At 44.2% G+C, this 22,628-nt stretch carries 20 protein-coding genes; 7 read left to right on the top strand and 13 right to left on the bottom strand.

Features of this window, described 5'->3' with window-relative positions; translation table 11 throughout:
* The first annotated feature begins 117 nt into the window (after positions 1-117).
* Positions 118-1,467, top strand: a complete 1,350-nt coding sequence (gene gdhA, locus ACZ45G_RS24040) for an NADP-specific glutamate dehydrogenase (RefSeq protein WP_464173058.1) — start codon at positions 118-120, stop codon at positions 1,465-1,467.
* Positions 1,468-1,476: 9 nt separating this feature from the next.
* Here gdhA and ACZ45G_RS24035 read toward each other — a convergent pair whose 3' ends face one another.
* Genes ACZ45G_RS24035 through ACZ45G_RS24025 form a run of 3 tightly spaced genes read right to left on the bottom strand, consistent with a single transcriptional unit; the run spans position 1,477 to position 3,939 of the window.
* On the bottom strand, positions 1,477-1,884 hold the full coding sequence (locus tag ACZ45G_RS24035; protein WP_464173057.1) for a hypothetical protein: 408 nt from the start codon (positions 1,882-1,884) through the stop codon (positions 1,477-1,479).
* Between the two features lie 22 nt (positions 1,885-1,906).
* Positions 1,907-3,589, bottom strand: a complete 1,683-nt coding sequence (locus tag ACZ45G_RS24030; RefSeq protein ID WP_464173056.1) for a hypothetical protein — start codon at positions 3,587-3,589, stop codon at positions 1,907-1,909.
* Positions 3,589-3,939, bottom strand: coding sequence for a cupin domain-containing protein (locus ACZ45G_RS24025; protein WP_464173055.1), 351 nt, complete (start codon positions 3,937-3,939; stop codon positions 3,589-3,591). The genes ACZ45G_RS24030 and ACZ45G_RS24025 overlap by 1 nt, the downstream gene beginning before the upstream one ends.
* A 278-nt stretch (positions 3,940-4,217) precedes the next feature.
* Between ACZ45G_RS24025 and ACZ45G_RS24020 the strand changes: the two genes are divergently transcribed.
* On the top strand, positions 4,218-6,608 hold the full coding sequence (locus ACZ45G_RS24020; RefSeq protein ID WP_464173054.1) for a Lon protease family protein: 2,391 nt from the start codon (positions 4,218-4,220) through the stop codon (positions 6,606-6,608).
* Between the two features lie 12 nt (positions 6,609-6,620).
* Here the strand turns inward: ACZ45G_RS24020 and ACZ45G_RS24015 are convergent, their stop codons facing one another.
* Positions 6,621-7,079 (bottom strand): cupin domain-containing protein, encoded by a 459-nt coding sequence (locus ACZ45G_RS24015; RefSeq protein WP_464173052.1) that lies wholly within the window; start codon positions 7,077-7,079, stop codon positions 6,621-6,623.
* Between the two features lie 386 nt (positions 7,080-7,465).
* On the opposite strand from ACZ45G_RS24015, the gene ACZ45G_RS24010 reads away from it, so the two are divergent.
* Positions 7,466-8,707, top strand: coding sequence for a GAF domain-containing sensor histidine kinase (locus tag ACZ45G_RS24010; RefSeq protein WP_464173051.1), 1,242 nt, complete (start codon positions 7,466-7,468; stop codon positions 8,705-8,707).
* 115 nt (positions 8,708-8,822) lie between these two features.
* On the opposite strand, the gene fdhF is transcribed toward ACZ45G_RS24010, so the two are convergent.
* From fdhF to ACZ45G_RS23970, 8 genes are all read right to left on the bottom strand, one after another.
* Positions 8,823-10,871 carry a formate dehydrogenase subunit alpha gene (gene fdhF, locus ACZ45G_RS24005; protein ID WP_464173050.1) on the bottom strand — a complete coding sequence of 683 codons (2,049 nt, stop codon included), beginning with the start codon at positions 10,869-10,871 and terminating at the stop codon, positions 8,823-8,825.
* Positions 10,872-10,889: 18 nt separating this feature from the next.
* Positions 10,890-11,702 (bottom strand): 4Fe-4S binding protein, encoded by an 813-nt coding sequence (locus tag ACZ45G_RS24000; RefSeq protein WP_464173049.1) that lies wholly within the window; start codon positions 11,700-11,702, stop codon positions 10,890-10,892.
* 3 nt (positions 11,703-11,705) lie between these two features.
* Positions 11,706-12,113: a hydrogenase iron-sulfur subunit gene (locus ACZ45G_RS23995; protein WP_464180004.1), complete on the bottom strand. Its 408-nt coding sequence runs from the start codon at positions 12,111-12,113 to the stop codon at positions 11,706-11,708.
* Positions 12,114-12,172: 59 nt separating this feature from the next.
* Positions 12,173-15,235, bottom strand: a complete 3,063-nt coding sequence (locus ACZ45G_RS23990) for an FAD-dependent oxidoreductase (RefSeq protein WP_464173048.1) — start codon at positions 15,233-15,235, stop codon at positions 12,173-12,175.
* A gap of 45 nt (positions 15,236-15,280) precedes the next feature.
* Positions 15,281-15,658 carry a response regulator gene (locus ACZ45G_RS23985; protein WP_464173047.1) on the bottom strand — a complete coding sequence of 126 codons (378 nt, stop codon included), beginning with the start codon at positions 15,656-15,658 and terminating at the stop codon, positions 15,281-15,283.
* A 3-nt stretch (positions 15,659-15,661) separates the two neighbouring features.
* Positions 15,662-16,906, bottom strand: coding sequence for a GAF domain-containing sensor histidine kinase (locus tag ACZ45G_RS23980; RefSeq protein WP_464173046.1), 1,245 nt, complete (start codon positions 16,904-16,906; stop codon positions 15,662-15,664).
* A gap of 67 nt (positions 16,907-16,973) precedes the next feature.
* Positions 16,974-17,663 (bottom strand): response regulator, encoded by a 690-nt coding sequence (locus ACZ45G_RS23975; RefSeq protein ID WP_464173045.1) that lies wholly within the window; start codon positions 17,661-17,663, stop codon positions 16,974-16,976.
* 288 nt (positions 17,664-17,951) lie between these two features.
* The gene (locus ACZ45G_RS23970) at positions 17,952-19,370 is read right to left on the bottom strand and encodes a sigma-54-dependent transcriptional regulator (RefSeq protein ID WP_464173044.1); all 1,419 of its coding nucleotides are present in this window, start codon (positions 19,368-19,370) and stop codon (positions 17,952-17,954) included.
* Positions 19,371-19,625: 255 nt separating this feature from the next.
* Here ACZ45G_RS23970 and ACZ45G_RS23965 point away from each other — a divergent pair, with 255 nt between their 5' ends.
* The 4 genes from ACZ45G_RS23965 (at position 19,626) to ACZ45G_RS23950 (ending at position 22,187) form a co-directional block, all read left to right on the top strand.
* The gene (locus ACZ45G_RS23965) at positions 19,626-19,841 is read left to right on the top strand and encodes a hypothetical protein (protein ID WP_464173043.1); all 216 of its coding nucleotides are present in this window, start codon (positions 19,626-19,628) and stop codon (positions 19,839-19,841) included.
* A gap of 24 nt (positions 19,842-19,865) precedes the next feature.
* On the top strand, positions 19,866-20,051 hold the full coding sequence (locus tag ACZ45G_RS23960) for a hypothetical protein (protein ID WP_464173042.1): 186 nt from the start codon (positions 19,866-19,868) through the stop codon (positions 20,049-20,051).
* 554 nt (positions 20,052-20,605) lie between these two features.
* Complete coding sequence (locus ACZ45G_RS23955) at positions 20,606-21,388, top strand: MBL fold metallo-hydrolase (RefSeq protein WP_464173041.1); 783 nt, start codon at positions 20,606-20,608, stop codon at positions 21,386-21,388.
* A 451-nt stretch (positions 21,389-21,839) separates the two neighbouring features.
* Positions 21,840-22,187 carry a hypothetical protein gene (locus ACZ45G_RS23950; protein ID WP_464173040.1) on the top strand — a complete coding sequence of 116 codons (348 nt, stop codon included), beginning with the start codon at positions 21,840-21,842 and terminating at the stop codon, positions 22,185-22,187.
* 17 nt (positions 22,188-22,204) lie between these two features.
* Here the strand turns inward: ACZ45G_RS23950 and ACZ45G_RS23945 are convergent, their stop codons facing one another.
* Positions 22,205-22,597, bottom strand: coding sequence for a response regulator (locus ACZ45G_RS23945; RefSeq protein WP_464173039.1), 393 nt, complete (start codon positions 22,595-22,597; stop codon positions 22,205-22,207).
* Positions 22,598-22,628: the final 31 nt, after the last annotated feature.

Raw genomic sequence — 22,628 nt, 5'->3', positions numbered from 1 at the left:
AACAAAAAATGAAACTCTTATAATTGCAATACCCTGGCCCAGGTTTTATAGAAGAGAAGGGGGGATACCTGGCATTTCCTTTGGCTAAAACTTTTAATCGGAAACAGGAGTATAAAAATGGGAACAATAATAGACATTGTTACTGGAAGAGATCCTTTTGAGAAAGAATTTCACCAGGCGGTTACCGAGGTTGTGGAATCGGTGAAGCCGGTTCTGGACAATAATCCAGAGTACCGGCATGCAGGGATTATGGAACGGATGGTTGAACCCGAACGAGTGATTCAATTTCGGGTTCCCTGGGTGGATGATCAGGGTAAAGTCCAGGTTAACAGGGCATTTAGAATCCAAATGAGTTCTGCCATTGGTCCCTATAAGGGAGGCCTTCGCTTTCATCCTTCTGTTAATCTTTCTATTTTAAAGTTTCTTGCCTTTGAACAGGTGTTTAAAAACGCTTTGACCACCCTTCCCATGGGCGGTGGTAAGGGCGGATCGGATTTTGATCCCAAGGGGAAATCCGACTTTGAAGTGATGCGGTTCTGCCAGAGTTTTATGGCCGAACTTTTCCGGCACATTGGAGCGGACACCGATGTGCCGGCAGGAGACATCGGTGTCGGGGGCAGGGAAATCGGGTATTTGTTCGGTATGTATAAAAAACTGAAAAATGAATTTTCCGGGGTGCTTACGGGAAAAAGCCTCCATTGGGGTGGCAGCCTGATCCGGCCGGAAGCCACCGGATATGGATCTGTTTTTTTTGCCGATGAAATGCTGGCTACCCGGAAGGAGAGCCTGAAAGACAAAATATGTCTGGTCTCGGGTTCGGGCAACGTGGCCCAGTATACCACCCAAAAAATCAACCAGCTCGGGGGAAAAGTGGTGACCCTGTCTGATTCTTCCGGATATATTTTCGATGAACAAGGGATTGATGAGGCCAAACTTTTGCACATCATGTATCTTAAAAATGTAAAACGCGGCCGGATTAAGGAATATGCACAAAAATATCCCGAAGCGGTTTTTATTCCCCTTGATACAAGCTTAGACCATAATCCCCTCTGGGACCACAAGGCCAATTGTGCCTTCCCCTCAGCCACCCAGAATGAAATTAATGGAAAAGATGCCCAAAATTTGGTGAACAACGGGATCACCACGGTCTGCGAGGGTGCCAATATGCCCACCACCCACGAGGGTATTGAGGTCTTCCTTGACAATAAAATCCTCTTCGCGCCGGGTAAGGCTGCCAACGCAGGTGGCGTTGCCGTTTCCGGCCTTGAAATGTCCCAGAATTCCATGCGGATCAAATGGTCCAGCCAGGAAGTAGAAACCAAACTCAAGGCAATTATGCACAGCATCCACAGCACCTGTATGGGGGCTGCCCAAGAGTATGGAACTCCCGGCAATTATGTCAATGGCGCCAATATCGCCGGCTTTGTCAAGGTGGCCGATGCCATGATGGACCAGGGGATTGTCTAAGCTCAGGAGTTAAAAATCCTTTATATAGGGAGCGATCATGACCCGTTCATTGGGCCGGACATCTCGCCAGGAAATGGTATACAAGATTTCCTCAGAAAGTTTTCTTTCCGGGTGGAGTTGGGCCACCCGGATTTTATCTCCCAGCTCCACCCACAGGGTTTTAGCAATATTAAGGTCATAGGCTTTGGCTATTTTTTTTGCAAAATTATCAATATAATTTTGCAATGAGGTGTTCATGAATTGGGTTGTTTCTGTTGATTTGAAAATCACGGCAATGGGAAACAGATAGTTGATTGCCTTGGTGTCGTCCCCCAGTTTAACAATTCTGACCCTGTAGGATCCAGGCCACCAGCAAATGGGCTTTTCACCAGCGCGGCTTTTCCCATCCCATTCATAGATAATATCATGAAGAATCATGGCGTCTCCTTTCATCTTTAGGTTAAAGGGTTGCCCCGCGGCAGGCCTGGGCAAAATCTTCAGGATAGCAACCGCTGATCCATCGAAGCTGGGCTTCGGAAAAGGTTCCCGGGGCATAGGGAAGCTTCGGGATAAATGAATACAATAGATGCTGTCCTATATCCTGCTCCAGATCCTGCTCCAGATTTTGACCCAGATCTTGATCCAGATCTTGATCCAGATCTTGATCCAGGGCCTGTTTGTCAAACCGGCCGGACAACTCAATGGCCGTGACCATTTGGGCTCCCAGGGTTTCAAGTGTCTGGATGGCGATGAGCATGGCATGATCCAAAGACGCTCGTAGGGAGATATCTGCTTCCAGAATGTTGCTGCAGGCTTTCTTGGTCATGAGGCAAAGTTCCCATTCACTGGTCTGGGCCTTGGGAACAAATAGGATTACCCGGGGGTCTTCATGGACAATGAGGGAGGCTGGCCCCTTTGGTTTACCGTCTGTCCGCTCATTGTTTTGGATGGCAGATAGATATGCCTTAAAAAAGCTTTTCCCCGTGGAGCGTTTAAATTCCGTGATAAAATCAGTCACCAGGTCACCACAGGAAAAACAGTCATAGTCATCTCCTCTGGTGTCTGTAATTTTTCTTGGAACCATGCTGTTTTGCTGGTGAACCATCTGGTGGGAAGCATGGAGCCTGTGGCCGGACTGGGCAAATCCAAATCCGAAATTCCATCCCCACAGGGAGTGGTTAAAGGTAAGTGCTGGCTTCGGGCTCGATTTAAGGGCTTTTATAATGCGCATTCGAAGCGCTTCCAGCTCATCTGTGCCCAGGCATTGTTTCAGGGTTGGCAGGGCAATCCCGAGCTGACCTGCCACCCGGACATAGACCCGTTGGTAATAAAGATGGCGCAGACCCGTCATGTCCTGAACGCTCAGATCCTTTGCCCGGTACCGGATGGCGTCATCGGCCATGTTGGAGGCATAATGGCCCCAGGGAATATAGGAGTTTCGTCTCAGGTATTCAAACACATGGGTGGCCTTGTCCCTGGATTTAAACTCCCCAACGATTTCACTCGTCCCCTGGACCCCGGGTTTGAGAACCAGGGCTTTTTTATAGGCATCGGGAAGGAAAGGGTTGTTGATCAGTACCTCAAACACCTCGGGGTCATGGATATCCGGGACAATACGGCCCTCTTTGGTCTGTTTGTATCCAATACCCCAGGGGGTATGAGTTCCTTTTTTAAACAGGAGGGTGCAGGCTTTCTGGGCCAGGAGGATCAGTTCTTCCGGATCAGTGGATGCCTGGGCCAGGGCAATACAAAGGGGGTGGGGCAGCAATTCCAGAAGCCTTGTTTTATCTTCAGGGGTCAGATCCGGTTGCCAGCTATCTAATTTTTGGAACAACGAGCAGGGGGAGGGGCGGGGGATAGCGATGGTTTCAGGTTTACCTGCATGACCGTCCGCCCAGGCGGAATTGATAAAGGTGGTGCCCCTGAAGGGGAAGGGGTTGGCAATTTCAAAAATCTTGTCTGCAGAAGGTTCCTGAACATTTTCTTTGGGGAAATTTACCTGGTTGTTCACAAAGGTTCCGTTGGCGAGTGTCCCCAGGTTCTCTATATAATCGTGTCCCCTCAGGTTTTTAACTTCAAATTCGGGTTGGTGGACCCCTACCCTGAAATGGCCGGAAGGGTCCACACATGTCCGGGGTGTCATTATAGTTCCGGTGCCTTGGGGGGTACCAGGCAGACAAAGGTAAACATCTGGTCTGTGGTGTTCCTGAACTGGTGCTCCAGGTTGGGGGGGATAAAAATGGCCGAACCCGGTGACAAGGGATGCCATTGAGCGTCAATAAAGACCTCTCCATTCCCCTGGTGGACAAAGATCTCGTGCTCCCAGTCATGGGTATGTTTGGGGGTATATCCGCCGGGTCCCATTTCAAAAAGGCGCATACAAAAATTGGAGGCCCCGTCTTCCTTTCCGATCAACACCCTTCCGGCAACAGCTTTTACCATCTCATTGTCCATGGTTACGGGCAATATTTTGTTATAGTGGGTTATTTTCATCGATGTATCTCCTTATGATTTTTTTATATTATTCACTAAAAATATGCGATTGAACCCGGCGTTGTCAATACACTCTTTCTGATTCCGCCAATCCTTTAGGTATTATGGTTGTCTGATTCTGCAGCTTCCTGGAAATAAAAATTGATAAATAGACACGGCTATGCCAGGATATCCGATCAAGAACATGTTGCTGTGTGGAATATTACCTAGATCAGAGCCCGGCCGTTCTTTAAATTGCAGTTAGGGCGTTTTCAGTATTTTGTTTAGAGGAGAGGACAATGGCAAAAATAACAAAAAAATTTCATGTTCCAGCAAAAGAGCTGACAAGAACATCTGATGATTCACTTTTTTCGTTTAAGACCACCAAAGAACTTGCGCCCCTTGACAGTGTTATCGGTCAGAAAAGGGCCGTGGAGGCCATCGATTTCGGGTTGAATATGAAAAGTTCGGGGTACAATATATTTGTCACCGGGTATGAGGGGACGGGGAAATCAACCATTGTCAGAGATATCCTCACCCGGTATGCCCAGGCATCGCAGACCCCGCCAGACCTGTGTCTGGTTCATAACTTTGATGATGAATACTGCCCGGTTGCCCTGGAAATGAAACCGGGAACCGCTGTTGCCTTTGCCCGGAGGATGGCAAGATTTATTGAAAATATAGAACTTAAAATTCCCCGGTCCTTTGAGTCGGAAGACTTTCAAACCCAAAAAAAAGAGACAGAAAGAGAATATACAGACCGGCAGAATTCAATTTTTGCAGACGTTGAAGGGTTTGCCAAGCCTCTCAATGTGGGGATTCTCCAGACGGAAACCCAATACCAGGCGGTTCCGGTTAAGGAGGGGAACCCAATTCCTGCCGAGGAATATCAAGCCTATGATGAAAAGACAAAAGCCCAGATTCAGGAAAATCTGGGCCTGGTTCAGGAACGGTTGAATCTGGTACTCAGAGAGATGGGGAAGCTGGGACAGGAGCTGAGAAAAGCGTATAAAAAACTGGTGGAAAACCAGGCGGACAGGGTGATCTTAAGGCAGATCGAAACCATGGCGGATTTGTTTGTTCATAACCCTGGTATTGAGGCATATTTAAAAAGGATACACACAGATATCGTTGAAAATGTGGCTGTATTTCTGGATGCCGGAAATGGCCAGGACGAAAAGGATCTTTTGTCCATGGCAGAGGAACTGGTGACACGGTATAAGGTCAATGTCCTCTGTGACCGGAAAAATGAGGCAGGGGCGCCGGTTATCTTTGAAACCAGCCCCAGTTTTCAGAATCTTTTTGGAAAAATTGAAAATTATCCGGCCATGGGCGCTGTGCCAACTGATTTTTCCAAGGTCAGGGCCGGATCTGTTTTAAAAGCCCACAAGGGTTACCTGGTGCTGGAAATAGACCCTTTGCTGATGAATCCTCATATATGGGAGACATTAAAGAATACCCTGGTAAACAGGACCCTGAACATAGAAGACCTGCCCGATCAATCGGGAAGGGGTGGAACCCTTTTAAAGCCCCTTCCCATTCCCGTGGATGTCAAGGTTATCTTGATAGGGAGTTATGAACCCTTTCGGGCTTTGCAGCAGGTAGATGATAAATTTAATAAAATTTTCAAGGTCAGGGCGGATTTTGATTACGAGGTAGACCTGACGCTGGAGAATGAATTAAAATATGCCAGGTTCATTGCCAGAACCTGTTTGGCTGAAAACCTGCTGCCCTTCACCCCCTGCGGGGTATCGGCCATCCTGGAATATGGCAGCCGCATGGTTGAGGACAAGGAAAAACTCTCCCTGCGGTTTGGTAACGTAACAGGGATTCTTAAGGAGGCAGATTATTGGGCAAAAAAAAGCGGGGCGGAGCTGGTCACCCGAAAGTTTGTTCTCGCCGCAGTCACCGCACACAGGTTCCGCAACAATCTCTACGAAGAAAAGGTGCAGCAGGGGTTTGATGACCATTCCATTCTTTTAGATGTGGCAGGGGACATGGTAGGCCAGGTTAATGCCCTGGCGGTTTACAGTCTGGGGGAAATCGCCTTTGGCAGGCCCACAAGAATCACGGCTGAAGCGTATATGGGGACCCCGGGTATTATTAATGTGGAGCATGAGGCCGATATGTCGGGCCAGACCCATGACAAAGGCGTGATGATCGTTTCAGGATATATCGGACGCATGTTTGCCCAGAATTATCCCCTGAGTGTCAGCATCAGTATTACCTTTGAGCAGAGTTATGCCGGTATAGACGGGGACAGCGCCTCTTCCACCGAAGTCTATGCGGTGCTGTCAAGCCTGTCCGGCATTCCCATCCACCAGGGGATTGCCGTGACAGGATCGGTAAACCAGAAAGGAGAAATCCAGGCCATTGGCGGCGTTAACGAGAAAATAGAAGGGTTTTACGATGTCTGTGTCAAAAAGGGAATTACCCGGGACCAGGGGGTGATGATCCCGGCCGCAAATGTAAAAAATCTCATGCTTCGCCAGGATGTGATCCAGGCCGTGGAAACAGGGGCGTTTCATATCTATGCAGTTGCATCCATTGAACAGGGAATAGCGGTCCTGACAGACACACCGGCGGGAAAGATGGATTCCCAATTAAATTATCCTGAAAATACCGTGTTTGGGCTTGTGCAAAAAAAACTGGGTAAATACCATGAACGGTCTCTGGAATTTGGGAAATAAAGGCCAGGGAAGTTATAAAAAATGTGCATATCCGGTTTGCTCGGCCTGGAATTTTTCCAGTTCTTCGGGTGTATCCCTTAAAAATGAGAAATCGGTAAAGTCAAATCCCGGCGCCACGGTGCATCCCACAAGGCTGTATTGTCCTGTGGTGACAGCTGCCTGCCAGGTATTGCCGGGTACGATGGTAACATACGCTTCACAGCCTGGGCCGATGATCTCCTCTTTTATCCTCGTGTCAAACTGGATTAATTGAAGGGGATCACCTTCATAGAAATTCCATATTTCATCGTGGACCACCCGGTGGAACCGGCTGATTTGTCCTTTTTTCAGCAAAAAGTAAATATGGGTGACTGCATTTCGGGTTTCCGTGACAATTGCGGACCGGACCCTTTGCCTGGATCGGTATATTTCCTTAAAGTACCCGCCTTCGGGGTGGGGGGTCAACCCATATCGATCTATTAGTTGTTTCATAATCCCTTTTCAAAAATCTTATCCTGGCATACTCAGAAGGCATCTGGCAAATTTAAGGTATCCGCCCAGTAAAAGTCAATGTAAAAAAAAATTGGACGATTTTCCGGGATTTTCGGTCGGCATCCTCTTGTTCCAAAATGGTGTTCAGGGTGGAAGAACTTAAGAGGGATCCAAATTGCCGGGCACCCAGCCATGCCCGTGCCCGGCTGGGTGCATATTTCAACCTGGTGATTTTTTAGACGGTTCTTGACTAAAAGTGCCTTTTTGTCCTATACCATACGGTGCTTTGTGGAAATAAACACTCTCCAGCGAATCCAAGGCTGCTATTGTTATGGCTATTTGAAATGGTGATTTTGAAATGAATCAATAAAAATATGGGATGGTCTATGACCCAATTAAAACAATATAAACGGTTTTATCAGCTGTTCCGGGAAGTGAGCCTGGTGGTTCACTCCAAAGGGGAGCTGGATGATGTGCTTGGGATGGTGGTTTCCCGTATGGTTCAAGGTGTCGATGCCCTGGGGGGGGTGCTGTGTGTGGTGGACAAGGATTCAACCCACTTCAAGACGCGGGCATCTTACAAAGTACCCGGATCCTATCTGGCTTTAAAACCCCTTGCCGGAGAGAAGCTCTCCCGTTGGCCTGAGATCGATAACAAGATCCACATCATTGAGAATATTTTTAAATCTCCCCGGGTCAAATTTCCCCAGAAGGCCTGGGATGCAGGGGCAAGAGTGATGGTGGATGTTCCCCTGCTCATCGGGGGGCAGATTTTTGGATTTATCAGGCTTTATTTTTCGGACAACCCCACGCTTTCCGAAGATGTGATGGATTTTGTTACGGCCATCGCCTCTCAAAGTTCCTGTGCCATCAACCACGCGGCTGAGATAAAATCTCATGTTCTCCAGTACAACCAGCTTGCCACCAAGGTTGACCGCTTGTCCTCTCTGGGGAGGATGGCCGCAGGAATAGCCCATGAAATCAACAATCCATTGACCGGGATCCTCCTTTACAGCTCCAATCTGTCGAAAAAGGCCGAACCCGGTCCCTTTAAGGACGGGTTTGAGATCATCATGCAGGAGACCCAGCGCTGCAAAAAGATCATTCAGGGGCTGCTGGATTTTTCCCGGGAGAAAAAACCCCAGAAAATTTTGGCAAATATCAATGAGGTCATCGAAAAAGCCCTGGCCCTTATGGACAACGAGTTTTTCATTCGACGCATCAAACTGCTGCGGGATTTTGATGCTTGCACCCCAAACTTTTTTCTGGACGCAGATCAGATGGAGCAGGTGGTGATCAACCTGTTGTTCAATGCTGTCCAGGCCATTGGAGAGGGGGGAACCGTCACCGTGCGCACCCTGTTAAATAAAGAAAAAGGGAGCGTCTGTGTCGAAGTAGAAGACAATGGATGCGGTATCCATAAAGATATTCAGAAAAAAATATTTGAACCATTCTATACCACCCGGGCAGAGGGAACAGGGCTTGGCCTTGCCGTCAGCTACGGCATCATTAGAAATCATCAGGGCCAGGTCAAGATATCAAGTGAACCCGGTATCGGCACATTGATCAGGCTGACCCTGCCCGTACAAGAGGAGGCCTGCGACCTCGAAGGCGAAATCACCTCATAAATTTGTTTTGTTGCGGACCATTTTCCGTTTAAAAATTAAAAATAATTAAACGGAAAATGGTAGCAAGCTATGTATATCGAGCTATGTATATCGAGATATCTCTATCAAGATATGTTTATTGAATTAAGCGTTCAATTTTAACCGCGCCCACTTTGAATTCCGGGATTTTGGCCAAAGGGTCAAAGGCCGTGGAACTGGTTAACATATTGGCCGGGTTCTCGCCAAAATGGATGGGCAAAAATAACATTCCTGGTTTTACATCCGTTGTTAGCCTGGCAGGAACTTCCATTTGCCCTCTTCTTGAGGTCAATCTCACCAATTCATTTGGCTGTATTTTCAGTTTTTGTGCATCACTTGGATTAATTTCCACATACCCGGTTTTTTGTTCCACGTCCAGATGTTTTGACACCCTTGTCATGGTGCCGGTATGGAAGTGGGCAAACATCCTCCCGGTGGTAATCTGAAACGGATAGTCTTCACAGGCAAGCTCTGCCGGGTCTTTATATTCAATTGGATGAAACTTGCCTTTTCCCCTGGCAATGCCATCTTTGTGAAGATAGGGGGTTCCCGGATGAGACTGGTTGGGACATGGCCATTGCAACCCATTGATGCCAAGCCGTTCATAGGTCATTCCCCCATAGCTGTGTTCCGTCAACGAAGCGATCTCATTAAAAATTTCTTCGGCAGACCCATAGGACATCTCATATCCCATGGCCGTGGAGAGTTTTGAGATGATCTCCCAGTCAGACAACGCATTGCCCACAGGCTCTACGGCTTTTCGTGTTCTTGAACACCGCCTTTCCGTATTGGTAAAGGTCCCCTCTCTTTCACCCAGTGAGGCAGATGCGAATACCACATCGGCTATCTGGGCAGATTCCGAAAGGAAGATGTCCTGAACGGCAATAAAATCAAGTTTTTTAAGGGCATGATTCAGATGGTTCCAATCCGGGTCGCTGAGTTTTGGGTTTTCACCAATGATATACATCGCTTTTATTTTACCCTCATCAATGGCCGAAATCATATCCGTAATGGTCATGCCAGGCGTGCTGGAAAGCTCACATTTCCAGGCCTCTGAGAACTTTTTTATGACCTCAGGGTTGGCAACCGGCTGGTACCCGGTGAATACATTGGGCAATCCTCCCATGTCACAGGCGCCCTGGACATTGTTTTGTCCCCTTAAAGGGTTTACCCCCCCCCCTGCAACACCGATATTTCCACAGAGCATGGCGATGTTGGCGCAGGATTTTACATTATCAACCCCGGTGGTATGCTGGGTAATGCCCATGGCATATAACAATGCGGCAGGAGAATTTGTGGCATACAGTTCTGCCATTTGTTCAATATCTCGTTTGGCGACACCTGTAATCTTTGAAACCTTTGCCGGTGTATATGTTTCAATGGTTTGTTTGAAGGCGTCAAAGTCTTCGCATCGATCGTGAATGTAGTCTTCAGAATGCCAGTTGTTTTTAATAATCACATGCATCATCCCGTTTAACAGGGCAACATCAGAACCCAGGTTATGATGAACACAAAGATCAGCAAGCCTGGCAAGCTGAATGTTTCTGGGGTCCGCAATAATTAACTTCGCACCATTTTCCTTGGCCTTTATAATGCGGCTGGCAATCAAGGGATGGCAGGCGGTTGTGTTGGATCCAATTACAAAAATTGCTTTCGAATCGGTTTCAAATTCAGCTATGGAGTTTGTCATGGCACCACTTCCGAATGCAGCGGCAAGACCTGCCACTGTGGAAGAATGTCAAAGACGGGCGCAATGATCTACATTATTGGTGCCTATGACAGCCCGTGTAAATTTTTGGGCCAGATAGTTTTCCTCGTTGGTGATTTTGGCAGAGACAAGAACCCCTATGGAATCGGGGCCATACTCTTGTTTGATCGTTTGAAATTTTTTGGCACTAAAATCAATGGCTTCATCCCATGTTGCCTTTTGAAATTTACCCTTCTCTTTAATCAATGGTGTTTTTAACCGCATAAAACTATTGATATATTCATGGAGATTCCAGCCTTTTATGCACAGCTTCCCCTGATTTACCGGGTAGGATTTAAGGGGCAGGGTGGAATTTATTTTTCCATCAATCACTTCGAAAAGAACGCCGCAGCCTGTTCCGCAATATGAGCAGACCGAGGGTACAAATTTGCAGTCCATTATTTTTTTTCCTTATAGTTAAGCATCCATTGGTTTGGGTTCAAGTACCACTTTATCTCCAATGATGTTAAAAGGAGATTTTTCCATACCCGCTCCTGGGCTGTAATCGAAAACAGTGGATACAATTTGATTGACCTCCCTGTAAAGAAGGCGCAGGGGGATGTGAGACGGGCAGGCATCTTCACATAATCCGCAGTCTATACATCTTCCTGCCATATGGGTGGCCCTGATAAGATGGAAAATAGGGATATCAACCGGCAGTACTCCCGGCTCCACAAGACTGGGGTGTTCAAGGCTGCATTCCGTACAAAAACATACGGGACATATATTTCTGCACCCGTAGCATTTGATGCATTTACCAAATTCATACATCCACCTGGAAAAACGCTCGGTGTTATCATAGGAATCCATGAGCGTCTCAGGATCCATATTAAAATCAATCCCATGTTCTTTTTTATAGGTTCCGCTTTGTTTTGGTTCAAGATAAGAGCAGTCACCATGGGGCTTGAGCGGTGACGGGCAGCAATTGACATTCACCGTTTCAATGTTTTTCGGGTCTAACTGGTTCCAGACGTAAAGAAGATTCAATGCCCTCTGGTTGCAATCCCTTGCAATGATTCCGATTTTAATGTCCGGGTTTTTTTGGGTCAGGTGAGTTGCTATTTTTTCAAGAGAGTAGCGGTTTTCACCAACCTGAAGTTGTGGTAGCTCATCCAAATTGTCCCGTGTAAAACTGTGGGGAATCAAATGGCCATCCAAGTCCTTATATCCTAAAAAAATATCAACCTTGTTTTGCGTAATGAGTTGTTCGACCTGATTGATGATCGTCATATCCTATATCCCTCCTTTAACAATCTCGTCGACGGTTCCGAGTTTTAAGGGGTTGGGGCCCAGTTCTCTGATTTTTTCAGTAAAATCAGTAACAACCTGTACATATTTTTGTGCTTCCGCCGAAGAGATCCATTCAAGATGGAGGCGCCCTTCAAGCCCCATGAATTTTAAAAGTTCCTGAAGAAATGTGATTCTTTTGATGGTCATATGATTACCAGACTGGTAATGACAATCGCCAATGTGTCAACCTCCTACCAGAACCCCATCCGCTTTGCTCTGCAATGCCCTTAGAATATGGTGGGGGGATACGGATGCCGAGCACATGACCCGGACCGGCAGGATATTGGGGGGATACTGAAGCCGCGAGACACCGGCCAGATCTGCAGCCCCATAGGTGCACCAATTACACATAAAGGCAATTATTGTGGGTTCGAATATATCTGTTTTCAAGAGGAATCTCCTTTTATTATTTAGGCGCTCATCGCACTTTTAATTTGTGCGTAGAGCTGTTCATTGTTAAAACCATCAAGGGTCAGTGCTTCAGAAGGGCATGTGGCAGCACAGGAACCGCATCCCTTGCAAAGAGCGCTGTTTATAAGGGCGACATTCTTTTTAACGTCCATTACAATGGCCCCGTAGGGGCAGACCGCAACACAGGCCTGACAGCCTGAACAAAGCCTGGGATTTACTTTTGATACGATACCGCCGATACTGATCGACTCTTTTGACAGAGTTGTTATTGCCCTTGATGCAGCCGCTTTTGCCTGGCCAATGCTTTCATCAATGGGTTTTGGATAATGGGCCATTCCGCACATAAAAAGTCCATCGGTGGCAAAATCCACAGGCCTCAGTTTCTGGTGGGCTTCTAAAAGCCACCCATCACTGTCACAGGCAACCTTGAATGCCTGGGTGAGGTCTGTCTGGTTTTCGGCTTCTATTCTCGCTGCAAGACAGAGAATGTCCGCATCAACCGACAGCTGTCTTCCTAAAATAGGATCGTAAAATTCGACACAAACAGATTCTTCATTGGGGGTGACAACCGGTTTTTTATCGAGATCATACCGGAAAAAGAGAATGCCAAGGTCCCTGGCCTCTTTGTAAAGAAGTTCCCTCGTTCCATAGGTCCTGATATCCCGGTATAAAATAAAAATGTTTGCTTCGGGATTCATTTTTTTTATTTCAATGGCGCTGTGTATGGAATGGGTGCAGCATACTTTTGAGCAATAAGGATGGGCTGCATCTCTTGATCCCACACATTGGATGAAAACAATATTATCAGCCTTTTTAATCTGGGAATCCTCTCGTTTAAGAACCGCATCAAGGTCAAGATGAGTCATAACACAAGCATGCTTTCCATAAAGATATTCATCGGGGCGTGATTCTTTTGCGCCCACGGCAAGGATGGCAATACCATGGGAAATTTGTCGTTCAGACTCACCGGATGTAATGATTGTTTTAAAATTTCCCACAAAGCCATCCACCTGTTTTACGGTGGAACCTATAAACAGATCGATCCGTTCATTTTTTTCAACTTCCTGTATCAGCTGTTTTACATAGGACCCGATATCTTCATCCCGATATGTTTTGTTCAGCCGTCTTGCAATTCCCCCCAGGTTTTGATCTTTTTCCACGAGAGAGACAGAAAATCCCTGGCGTGCAAGGGAAAGGGCCGCGGTCATTCCTGCAATACCGCCCCCAACCACAAGACCTGACTGGGTAACCGGCAATTGGCTTTCGTACAGAGAGGTTAACAGAAAACTTTTGGCAACGGCCATTCGCACCAGATCTTTGGCTTTTTCTGTGGCCTCTTCCGGCTGCTTTGCATGTACCCATGAATCATGGTTTCGAATATTTGCCATTTCAAAGAGGTGTCTGTTCAGGCCAGCATTGATAAGGGTTTCTTTGAACAGACCCTCATGGGTTTTAGGAGAACAGGCAGCAACCACCACTTTGTTTAATCCCTGTTCTTTGATCACCTGGGCCATTTTATCCTGGGTATCCTGGGAACAGGTAAAAAGGTTTTCTTCACAATAGATGACCCCGGGAAGTGTTCTTGCGTATTCGACAACCGATGGGACATCAATGACACCGCCGATGTTTGTTCCACAATTGCAGACAAAGACTCCTATTTTCGGAAATTCTCTGGTCGTGTCACGCTCCTGGGGAATGGCGATTTTTTTTGTTCGTGTGTGTCTGGCAAGGGCAATGTTCTCAGTTGCGGCAGCCGCAGCAGAACTTGCTTCCATTACCGACTGGGGGATATCCTTGGGCCCTGTTAAAACACCGCAGGCATATATTCCCGGTGATGAGGTCGAAACCGGGTTGAAGCTGTCCGTTTCAATAAAATTGTGACGGTCTAGTTTGATGTCCATGATGTTTGCAAGGTCAATGGAAGACTTGCCTATTACCAGCCCCGTTGACAGAACAACGATATCAAACATTTCATCTTCCATCTGGCCCGATTCCGTTACATACCTCAGGGATATACCGCTTTTATCCATGGGAATAGCCGTGTGGACCTTGGATCGTATGAAGCGCACCCCTTTTTCCTGGGCGGTTTCCACATATTTGTCAAAATCTTTTCCCTGGGTTCTCATATCCATATAAAAGATGGCACAGTCTAAGGGTTCTTTGCTGTGATCCTTTGACATGATGGACTGTTTTACGGCGTACATACAGCAGACAGAGGAGCAATAACCATTACTGCATTTGTTTTCATCCCGGGACCCCACACATTGCAGCCAGGCAATTTTTTTGGGATGCCGTGTATGTTTTTTGTCCGATGGTAAACATAGCTGGCCGCCAAATGGGCCGGTGGCGGACAATATCCGTTCAAACCCCATTGAGGTGACGATATCAGGATGCTGGTTAAACCCGAAGTTATCCAGCGTTGAAGGATCAAAGGAATTAAATCCGGTTGAAAGGATGATCGATCCCACATGAAGCGTGAGTGCTTTTTTGGTGTCCTCAAAATTTATGGCATCTGCCGGGCATAAATCTTTACAAAGTCCACATTTTTTTTTGTTTAAATAGATACACTGGGTATCATCAATGGCATATTTTAATGGCACGGCCTGGGGATAGGGGACATAAATTGCTTTTCTTTTCCCAAGATCTTCATTGTATTCATCATCAACTTTTTTTGGGCATTTTTCTGCACAAAGACCGCAGGCCAGACATTTGTCTGTATCTATATAGCGGGGATGCTCTATAAGGGAGATTTCAAAATCACCCTCGGACCCTGAAACAGCTGAAATTTCCGTAAGTGTTAGCAGTTCAATGTTTGAGTGCCGGCCGACCTCGACCAGTTTAGGAGAAATAATTCACATGGCACAATCATTGGTGGGGAATGTCTTGTCCAGCTGGGCCATTCTCCCCCCAATGGCAGGAGATCGTTCCACCAGGTAAACATAAAATCCTGAGTTAGCAAGGTCCAAAGAAGCCTGTATCCCTGAAATACCGCCTCCGACGACCATTATAGCCCCCTGAAGACCTGTTTGAAGATCAGTTTGGTTTATACTTTGTGTTTTCATTTAATTACTCCATGGTTTAATAGATGCAATTTTTTATATAATAGATTATTTTTTGGAAGTTTTTTGAATCCCATTGGCAATGGCAATGGCAATATCGTCTTCACTAAACGGTTTTGATATATAGTCATTGGCCCCCAGTTTCATGGCCGTTACAGCATTTTTAACAGTTGAATATCCTGTGATAACAATGACATAAACTTCAGGTTTGATTTTTTTGACCGTTTCTAAAATCTTCATGCCGTCCATGTCTTTGAGTTTCATATCAAGAAGCAGCACATCGTAGGGATTGTTTAAAACAAGTTCAAGTCCTGCAACGCCTGATAAAGAATGGTCACACAGATATCCCATTTCTCCTAAAATTATTTCACACCCTTTGCAGATTATATTTTCATCATCAATAATCAGTACTTTTTTTTGTGTCATTGATCAGCCTTTCGCGGTAATCTTATTTGTTTTGTTCATTATCGGCAGGTTTATGGTAATTAAAGTTCCGGTGGCTTTTTCACTCAGTATGTTTACCGTGCCCTTATGATTTTTAATAATACCATAGCTGACGGCTAGCCCAAGCCCGGTTCCATGTGCCTTGGTCGTATAAAATGGCTCAAATATTTTTTTTAACTTGCCCTGGGGTATGCCATGTCCATTATCCTGAATTTCTATCAGGACAGATTTTTCTTGCGCGTTCATTTTTGACCGAATCCCAATCCTTCCTTTTTCATTAACGGCATGGATTGCATTCAACAGCATGTTGATTATTACTTGTTCGATTTGGTTGTCATCCAATTGAAAATTTATAATGTCCGGGTCAAGATTCTTTTTTATCTCGATTCGTTTAATGAAAAATTCATTTTCCATCAAGGCAAGCGCTTTTTCGATTATTGTGTTAATGTTTGCTTCCACCTTTTCAGGTTTTTTTTCTCTGGAAAACTCAAGCAATCCCTGAATAATCGTCTTACACCGTTGTGTTTCCTCCATGATAATCTTAAGCCCCTCTTTAAATGGCCCGTCTTCTGAGGCTTTTTTGAACAGGTTTGAACTGTAAAGCAGGATTCCGGTAAGCGGATTATTTATTTCATGGGCAATACCCGCGGCCATTCGTCCCAGGGAGGATAGCCGGTCAACTTTTGTGGCAAGTTGGTTATACCGCAAGGTGTAAAATTTTATTCGGTCATTGTGGTCGATTGCACAGGCACACTGCTCGGTCACAGCCGCCATGAAATCCAGTTCATCATCGGAAAACCTCTTTTTCTCGTTAAAATAGGCTCTGATAAATCCAAAGACCCTGTTATCAATTACCAAGGGCACATCCAGCATCATCCGGATGCCGATATCCCATGCTTCTTGCGGGTACTTCACTCTATATGCGTTTAGGATATCGGTAATAATTTGGATGCTATGGTTTTTATCGGGCCAGGGGATAAACCTTTTTCCTGTCAAAGGCTCCAAGGCAATATATTTCTCATCGATTCCATAGGATGCACGAATATGAAAATAGTCGGTGTTTTTATTAAAAATACAGAGAGCTGCCCCTTTTGCGTCAAGACCTTGGGTTGTATTGGAAACAATAAGTTTAAGCACTTCATTCAAATCGGTTTTACTTGTAGAATGAACAACTTTACTCAGCTCTCGAAACATCCGATAAAATTTTTCAAATTGTTTTGATTCAGTCATAGCTGCTATCTTTAGTCCTTAAATCAACAATAAACAAGGGAATATTCATGATATAGGGTTGTTTGTCTTACCATGCTTCCCGTTCGAGGCGTTTGTAAATGAACATCAACTGCTTTTGTGTCAGTTCACCGACATTTTCATTTATCCATTGCAGGTCACCGGATGCAATGGCCGATTTAGCCTCGGAGGTTAATGTATACTCTGTTAGTGCGGCAGTTCCTTCTTCCATAAGGTGAAGCCAGAAACTTTCATCTTCTGATGTCCGGTTCAATACGTTCAATACTTCTCTTTTTTCGATGGATTTATTGTTTTGAGAATCAAGGAGGGGTAAATTTTCCTGATTGATTTTGGAAGCGTTAAAATCAAGGGCGTCTTTGATGGCTGTTTTGATCTGTTCCTCGGTAAACGGCTTGGAAATAAAATCATGGGCCCCAAGTTTCATCGCATCGACGGCCAAGCTACTGGTGGCATAACCGGTCATAACAATAACACCCGTGTCAGGCTTAGTTTCCGTTGTCCTTTTTACAACCTGCATGCCGTCAATATCCGGAAGGTGTAAATCTGCCATCAGAAGGTCATAGTCATATTTTCCAATGGCATCCATGGCGCCAAGCCCTGTTCCCTGAAGTTCAACATCATATCCTTGTTCTTCCAGAATCATTTTCAGCCCTTTTGCAACATTTAAATCATCTTCCATAATCAATATATGCGGCTTAGTGGTTTCTTTTGTTTTATCTCTTTCTTTTAAATCAATCATGTCTGTCTCCTTTTTTATTTTGTTGTAACTTACCAATACCTATAGCATAGGGTATGCCAGGGGGTGAAAAAAAAATAAAACAGGAGGTAATGTGGGCATTTTATTCGTTAAATCAATGTCTTATATTAAAATTTGTAATCACGATGATTTTTAAGAATGCAGGATTGATCGAGTTTTCGTATATAAAAATATATGCTGGATGAAGAAGGTATGGCCTTTTTTAGGGGATGGGCCTAACGCTGGGACCGTATATTTTAATATATGTCATATATAAAAATATATGACAGTCTATTGTTTTAACGCCTCGGGCGAGGTGATCTCGTATTTTTTCATTAGGGTTGAAAAGTTAGAACGTTGCATTCCCACCGATTTCGCGGCGTTGGTAATATTACCGTCGGATTTTGAAAGCGCTTTTTTTAAGAAAGCAGCCTCTATTTTGTTGAAATGATTCTCAATGAAACTTTTTTTTACGGCCTTGAGTTCATCAATATTTCTGGGAACGGGTATGTCATCGGCGGTGTCATCTTGCCGGATTTCAAGATTGTCATATAAAATTCTTTTGTTTAATTGGTTTCCATCGGACAGGATCACAAGCCGTTCAATAACGTTTTTTAATTGTCTTACATTACCCGGCCAGTCAAAATTTACAAGGATTTTAAGGGCATCATCTGAAAATCCTGATATCTTTTTCCCGGTTTTACGACAGAACCGCCTGAGGAAATAATATGCAAGGGTGGGGATATCATTTTTTCTGTCCCTTAGGGGGGGAATGTGTATGGGGAATACATTTAAACGGTAAAACAGGTCCTCTCTGAATTTTTTTTCTTTCACCATTTGCTGCATGTCCATGTTCGTTGCGACAATAATCCTGGCATTTGTTCTTTTTTCCTGGCTTGCACCAACTGCTTTATATTCCCCTGTTTCCAACACCCTTAGAAGTTTGCCCTGCACCTCCATATCCAGATTGGTCACCTCATCCAAAAACAGAGTGCCGTTTGAAGCAATTTCAAAAATACCCGGCATTGTTTTATCTGCCCCGGTAAACGCACCTTTAACATGACCGAAAAGCTCACTTTCCATAAGCGAAGGGGAAAAAGTATTGCAATCCACGGCCAGGAAACGGTTGGCGGCTCTTTTGCTATGGGTATGAATGGCATTTGCAAACAATTCTTTCCCCGTTCCGCTTTCTCCGTCAAGCAAAACCGTGCTGTCCAAAGGGGCCACCCGTTCTATCTTTTTAAACACCTCAACTATCAGGGGGTTTTCCCCAATAATATTATTAAAACTGAATGTGTCATAGAGTTGGTTTTTTAAAGACAGGTTCTTTTGAATAAGGCGTCTGTTTTCCAATGCCTTAAGAACGGATTGGACGAGATTTTTTTCATCAAAGGGCTTTGTAATGAAATCAAAGGCACCATTTTTCATCGCTTCCACCGCATTTTCAACTGTTCCATGCCCGGTCATCATTATGATACTGACATCATTTTTTTTCTCATTAATCTCTTTTAGTATTTGAATACCGTTCATATCCGGCAGCTTGATATCCAGAAGGACCAGGTCAAATGAATTGTTTGATATCATATTCAGTCCTTCCTGGCCTGAATATGATATATCAACATCATATCCATTTTCTGAAAGAATAAGTTTACATCCATGGCAGATAGACGGTTCATCATCCACAACTAAAATTTTTTGCAAGTCATTCATCTTTTAAACTTTTTATTATCCCCCAACCAGTTCAAGATTAGCAGTTCAAAATTAGCCAGTTCAAAATATTTTCATCATAATACCAGAAACAATGATCATTATACAAAATGTGTTTGTAAAAAGTAAGAACAATGTCAGAAAAGTATTATTAAAGGATATTGGAACCATGATATCAGTTGCAATGGCCTGATATCCATAATTATGTCTTGACATATAGGTATAATTATGTCTTTATATGGAATATTGGGGTATTGGATGAAATCTATAAAGGATTACGAGGGTCCCTGGTTAAAAGGTGAAAAAATGAAAAATCTGGATGAAAAACTCAAATTAAAACAGCTGACCTTAAGGATGCCGGAAAATCTTCACAGGGAATTCAAGGTGACTGCGGTTAAAGAAGGCAGAACAATGGGAGACGTGACAATTGAACTCATCAGGCAATATTTGGAAAAAATATCCGATCCCCTTTGATTTAAATTTATAAAGGAGGATGTCATGAAATTTTCAGATTTTTTTGTGCCCAAGTACGTTCATTCCAATCCACAGGTTCGGATTAAATTTGTCGACAAAACAACAGACGTGACCCTATTGCAGTCCATGGTCGAAAAGGACCAGGATGGTGAAGTGGTCCAGGCGGCAAGGCAGAGAATCCAGGCCCTGACGGTTACCCACAAGCAATAAAATGCCAAAACCCCTGAAAAATAGTGCCGGCCTGGATCCTTTCTTGGGATATCCAGTCGGCATTCCCTTGTTCCAGGATGGTTTTCAGGGTTTGAGAACTCAAGCTTGACACATTCCGTTGCTCATCATCGGCTATTTGCCTTTTTACGAGGTATTGTTCTGGGTCTACGATCTGCCTTCCGTGAAAAGCCAGATAAAATTTGTTCTTGTCATGGCATCTATCCTTGTTACGGCGCACGGAATCCTATCTTACATGAATATGATTTAAAAAGTCTCAGACAGGAACAGACGAGATCATCTTAGGGTGATCACCTAATCCTGACAGAAAATGAGGAAAATTATGACTATGGAAAACTGTTCTCAGTATGTTGCAAAAGAATCGCACCCAAATTGTAGAGCAAATACTAAAAGATAAGAAGGGACGTCAGCTAAAAATGAATGGGTTAAAACTATATACGGCGAGCTGTTTTTGGAGTATTAAACACCCTCATATATCGTTGACATTATTTGAATGCGCAACTATTGTGCGTCAATATTTGTGTGTGGGGGTATTTATGAAAATCGAAACAATTGACTGCAATTTAATAGCCGCGTATACTAAATCTGGAATATTCCCTTATAAACTAGGTATTTATCTCTACATAGCAGACGGACTTCTGATAGATACCGGATCTGCAGCAATCTTAAAGAAGACTAAATTTCTTTTAAAAAAAGAGAATATAAACTGCCTAGCCCTTACCCATGTTCACGAGGATCATACAGGTGCGGCAGCATGGATAAAAGAAAATTTGAAGATCCCCGTATATCTTAATAATAATTCAATTACCGAGGCTTCCATGGGAACCAAACTTCCCCTTTACAGGAAACTTGTCTGGGGAGATAGGGAGGGCTTTGCAGCAGATCCTATGCCTGCCTTTATTGAAACTGAGAAATATAAATTTGATGTGATAGATGCTCCTGGGCACCATAAAGACCATGTTGCCTTTCATGAAAAATCCATGGGGTGGCTTTTTACTGGTGATCTTTACGTGAGTCGCAGGCAGGTTGTTGCGTTTAAAGATGAAAATATCAATGATGCCATAAACTCTATTAAAAAAATTTTAAATCTTGATTTTGACACAATATTTTGCGGTCATTCCGGTGTTCATAAAAATGGAAGAGAAAAGCTTAAATCTAAACTCGATTACTTTGTGAAGCTTCAGGGCGAGGTGAGAGAATTGGAAAAAGAGGGGCTTGGATATAAGGAAATAAACAGACGTCTTTTCCCGAAGAAAAATCTTTGGTCGATAATTTCAAGGGGGGAGTGGTCCTCTTTGAATATGGTGAAGACTGTTTAGCAGGGCTATCTCTTCGGTGAATGTCAAGCTTTTAAGCCTCGGATCAAAAATTCAAATGGGAAAAATATTATCAAACTGCTCGATCAATTTTAAAATTCTTTCCGGTGAAGTATCTCATAAGATAGAGCCGTGGAAGATGAATACGTTAGAGTTTGGAATCCAATATTACAATTTTATGGAGCACAGTTTTCGAGGCATGCTTTCCCAAAAAAAACCGGATAAAGACTGAATGCTGGGCCGGAAGGAAGTTAGGCTTTACACGGCATTATTTCGTTCCAAATTTTTCCTGGCGGCACTGCAGTTCTAATTTAAACCCCCCTTGCCCTTCGCATGGGCAAGGAAGTCATTGAAAAAGGGCAGTATTTGCACACGGATTTACACGCGATATTGTTTTTTTTAAATTTTTAAAGTAAATTATACGCTTAAAAAGTGTAATATCGAAAGGAAAAACATGGCGAAAAAAAATAGCAACCAGCAGGATATAACCTTGAAGGAACTGATCTCTTTGGGAAAATATGTGGTTCATGCCATGGAAAACCCAGACAATGAGATCGATATCAGATGGGATATACTGGACACCCTGAAAAAGGAAGTGACATTCACAGAAAGGTTCATGGGAAGCGTTCCACAGGATGACCCGGAACTGATGAAAATAATCTCATATTTTAACCGTCAAACAGAAATCGTTGACGAAGTAATCCTCAGGCCCCACATGAAACAGGAGATTGAGTTTACCGTCAAATTTATCACATCCAATCAAAAACGGATAAATACGATTCTAAACGACGCCTCAAAATAGCGATATAATTTTTCGCTTCAAGAAATCAATTCCTTGATTTTTTCCAATAATGCATCCTTATCGACCGGCTTGTCAAAAAATACATCCGGGCTGAAATATTCAGCATCATCGTATTTATCGAATTTCAATCCCAGCTCATCTTCCATCCCGGTAATACCGATAATGGGTGTATTTTTCAGTTCAGGATCATTTCGGATCTGGCGACAGACTTCAAATCCGGAAAAGGTGGTTTCCATCATGACATCCAGCATAACAAGATTTGGGCGTTCTTTTTTGATCAACTCAATTCCGGTCTGACCGTCGGGAGCTGTTTCAACTTCAAAACCATTTCGGGATAAAAATGTCTTCATGGTGAATAAATAATCTGTATTATCGTCAACAATTACTATTTTTGAAACTTTTTCAACCATACTTTTCCCCCTTTTCAGTTCAATTTGATAC

It is taken from the genome of Desulfoconvexum algidum, assembly GCF_055382125.1.
The sequence above is the reverse complement of the archived record's forward strand: the minus strand, read 5'-3'. Positions and strand labels throughout refer to the sequence as shown.

Excerpts from the sequence above, each read along its gene's own strand:
- gdhA (WP_464173058.1), top strand. The coding sequence starts at position 118 with ATGGGAACAATAATAGACATTGTTACTGGAAGAGATCCTTTTGAGAAA.
- ACZ45G_RS24035 (WP_464173057.1), bottom strand. The coding sequence starts at position 1,884 with ATGATTCTTCATGATATTATCTATGAATGGGATGGGAAAAGCCGCGCT.
- ACZ45G_RS24030 (WP_464173056.1), bottom strand. The coding sequence starts at position 3,589 with ATGACACCCCGGACATGTGTGGACCCTTCCGGCCATTTCAGGGTAGGG.
- ACZ45G_RS24025 (WP_464173055.1), bottom strand. The coding sequence starts at position 3,939 with ATGAAAATAACCCACTATAACAAAATATTGCCCGTAACCATGGACAAT.
- ACZ45G_RS24020 (WP_464173054.1), top strand. The coding sequence starts at position 4,218 with ATGGCAAAAATAACAAAAAAATTTCATGTTCCAGCAAAAGAGCTGACA.
- ACZ45G_RS24015 (WP_464173052.1), bottom strand. The coding sequence starts at position 7,079 with ATGAAACAACTAATAGATCGATATGGGTTGACCCCCCACCCCGAAGGC.
- ACZ45G_RS24010 (WP_464173051.1), top strand. The coding sequence starts at position 7,466 with ATGACCCAATTAAAACAATATAAACGGTTTTATCAGCTGTTCCGGGAA.
- ACZ45G_RS24000 (WP_464173049.1), bottom strand. The coding sequence starts at position 11,702 with ATGACGATCATCAATCAGGTCGAACAACTCATTACGCAAAACAAGGTT.
- ACZ45G_RS23985 (WP_464173047.1), bottom strand. The coding sequence starts at position 15,658 with ATGACACAAAAAAAAGTACTGATTATTGATGATGAAAATATAATCTGC.
- ACZ45G_RS23980 (WP_464173046.1), bottom strand. The coding sequence starts at position 16,906 with ATGACTGAATCAAAACAATTTGAAAAATTTTATCGGATGTTTCGAGAG.
- ACZ45G_RS23975 (WP_464173045.1), bottom strand. The coding sequence starts at position 17,663 with ATGATTGATTTAAAAGAAAGAGATAAAACAAAAGAAACCACTAAGCCG.
- ACZ45G_RS23970 (WP_464173044.1), bottom strand. The coding sequence starts at position 19,370 with ATGAATGACTTGCAAAAAATTTTAGTTGTGGATGATGAACCGTCTATC.
- ACZ45G_RS23965 (WP_464173043.1), top strand. The coding sequence starts at position 19,626 with ATGAAATCTATAAAGGATTACGAGGGTCCCTGGTTAAAAGGTGAAAAA.
- ACZ45G_RS23960 (WP_464173042.1), top strand. The coding sequence starts at position 19,866 with ATGAAATTTTCAGATTTTTTTGTGCCCAAGTACGTTCATTCCAATCCA.
- ACZ45G_RS23955 (WP_464173041.1), top strand. The coding sequence starts at position 20,606 with ATGAAAATCGAAACAATTGACTGCAATTTAATAGCCGCGTATACTAAA.
- ACZ45G_RS23950 (WP_464173040.1), top strand. The coding sequence starts at position 21,840 with ATGGCGAAAAAAAATAGCAACCAGCAGGATATAACCTTGAAGGAACTG.
- ACZ45G_RS23945 (WP_464173039.1), bottom strand. The coding sequence starts at position 22,597 with ATGGTTGAAAAAGTTTCAAAAATAGTAATTGTTGACGATAATACAGAT.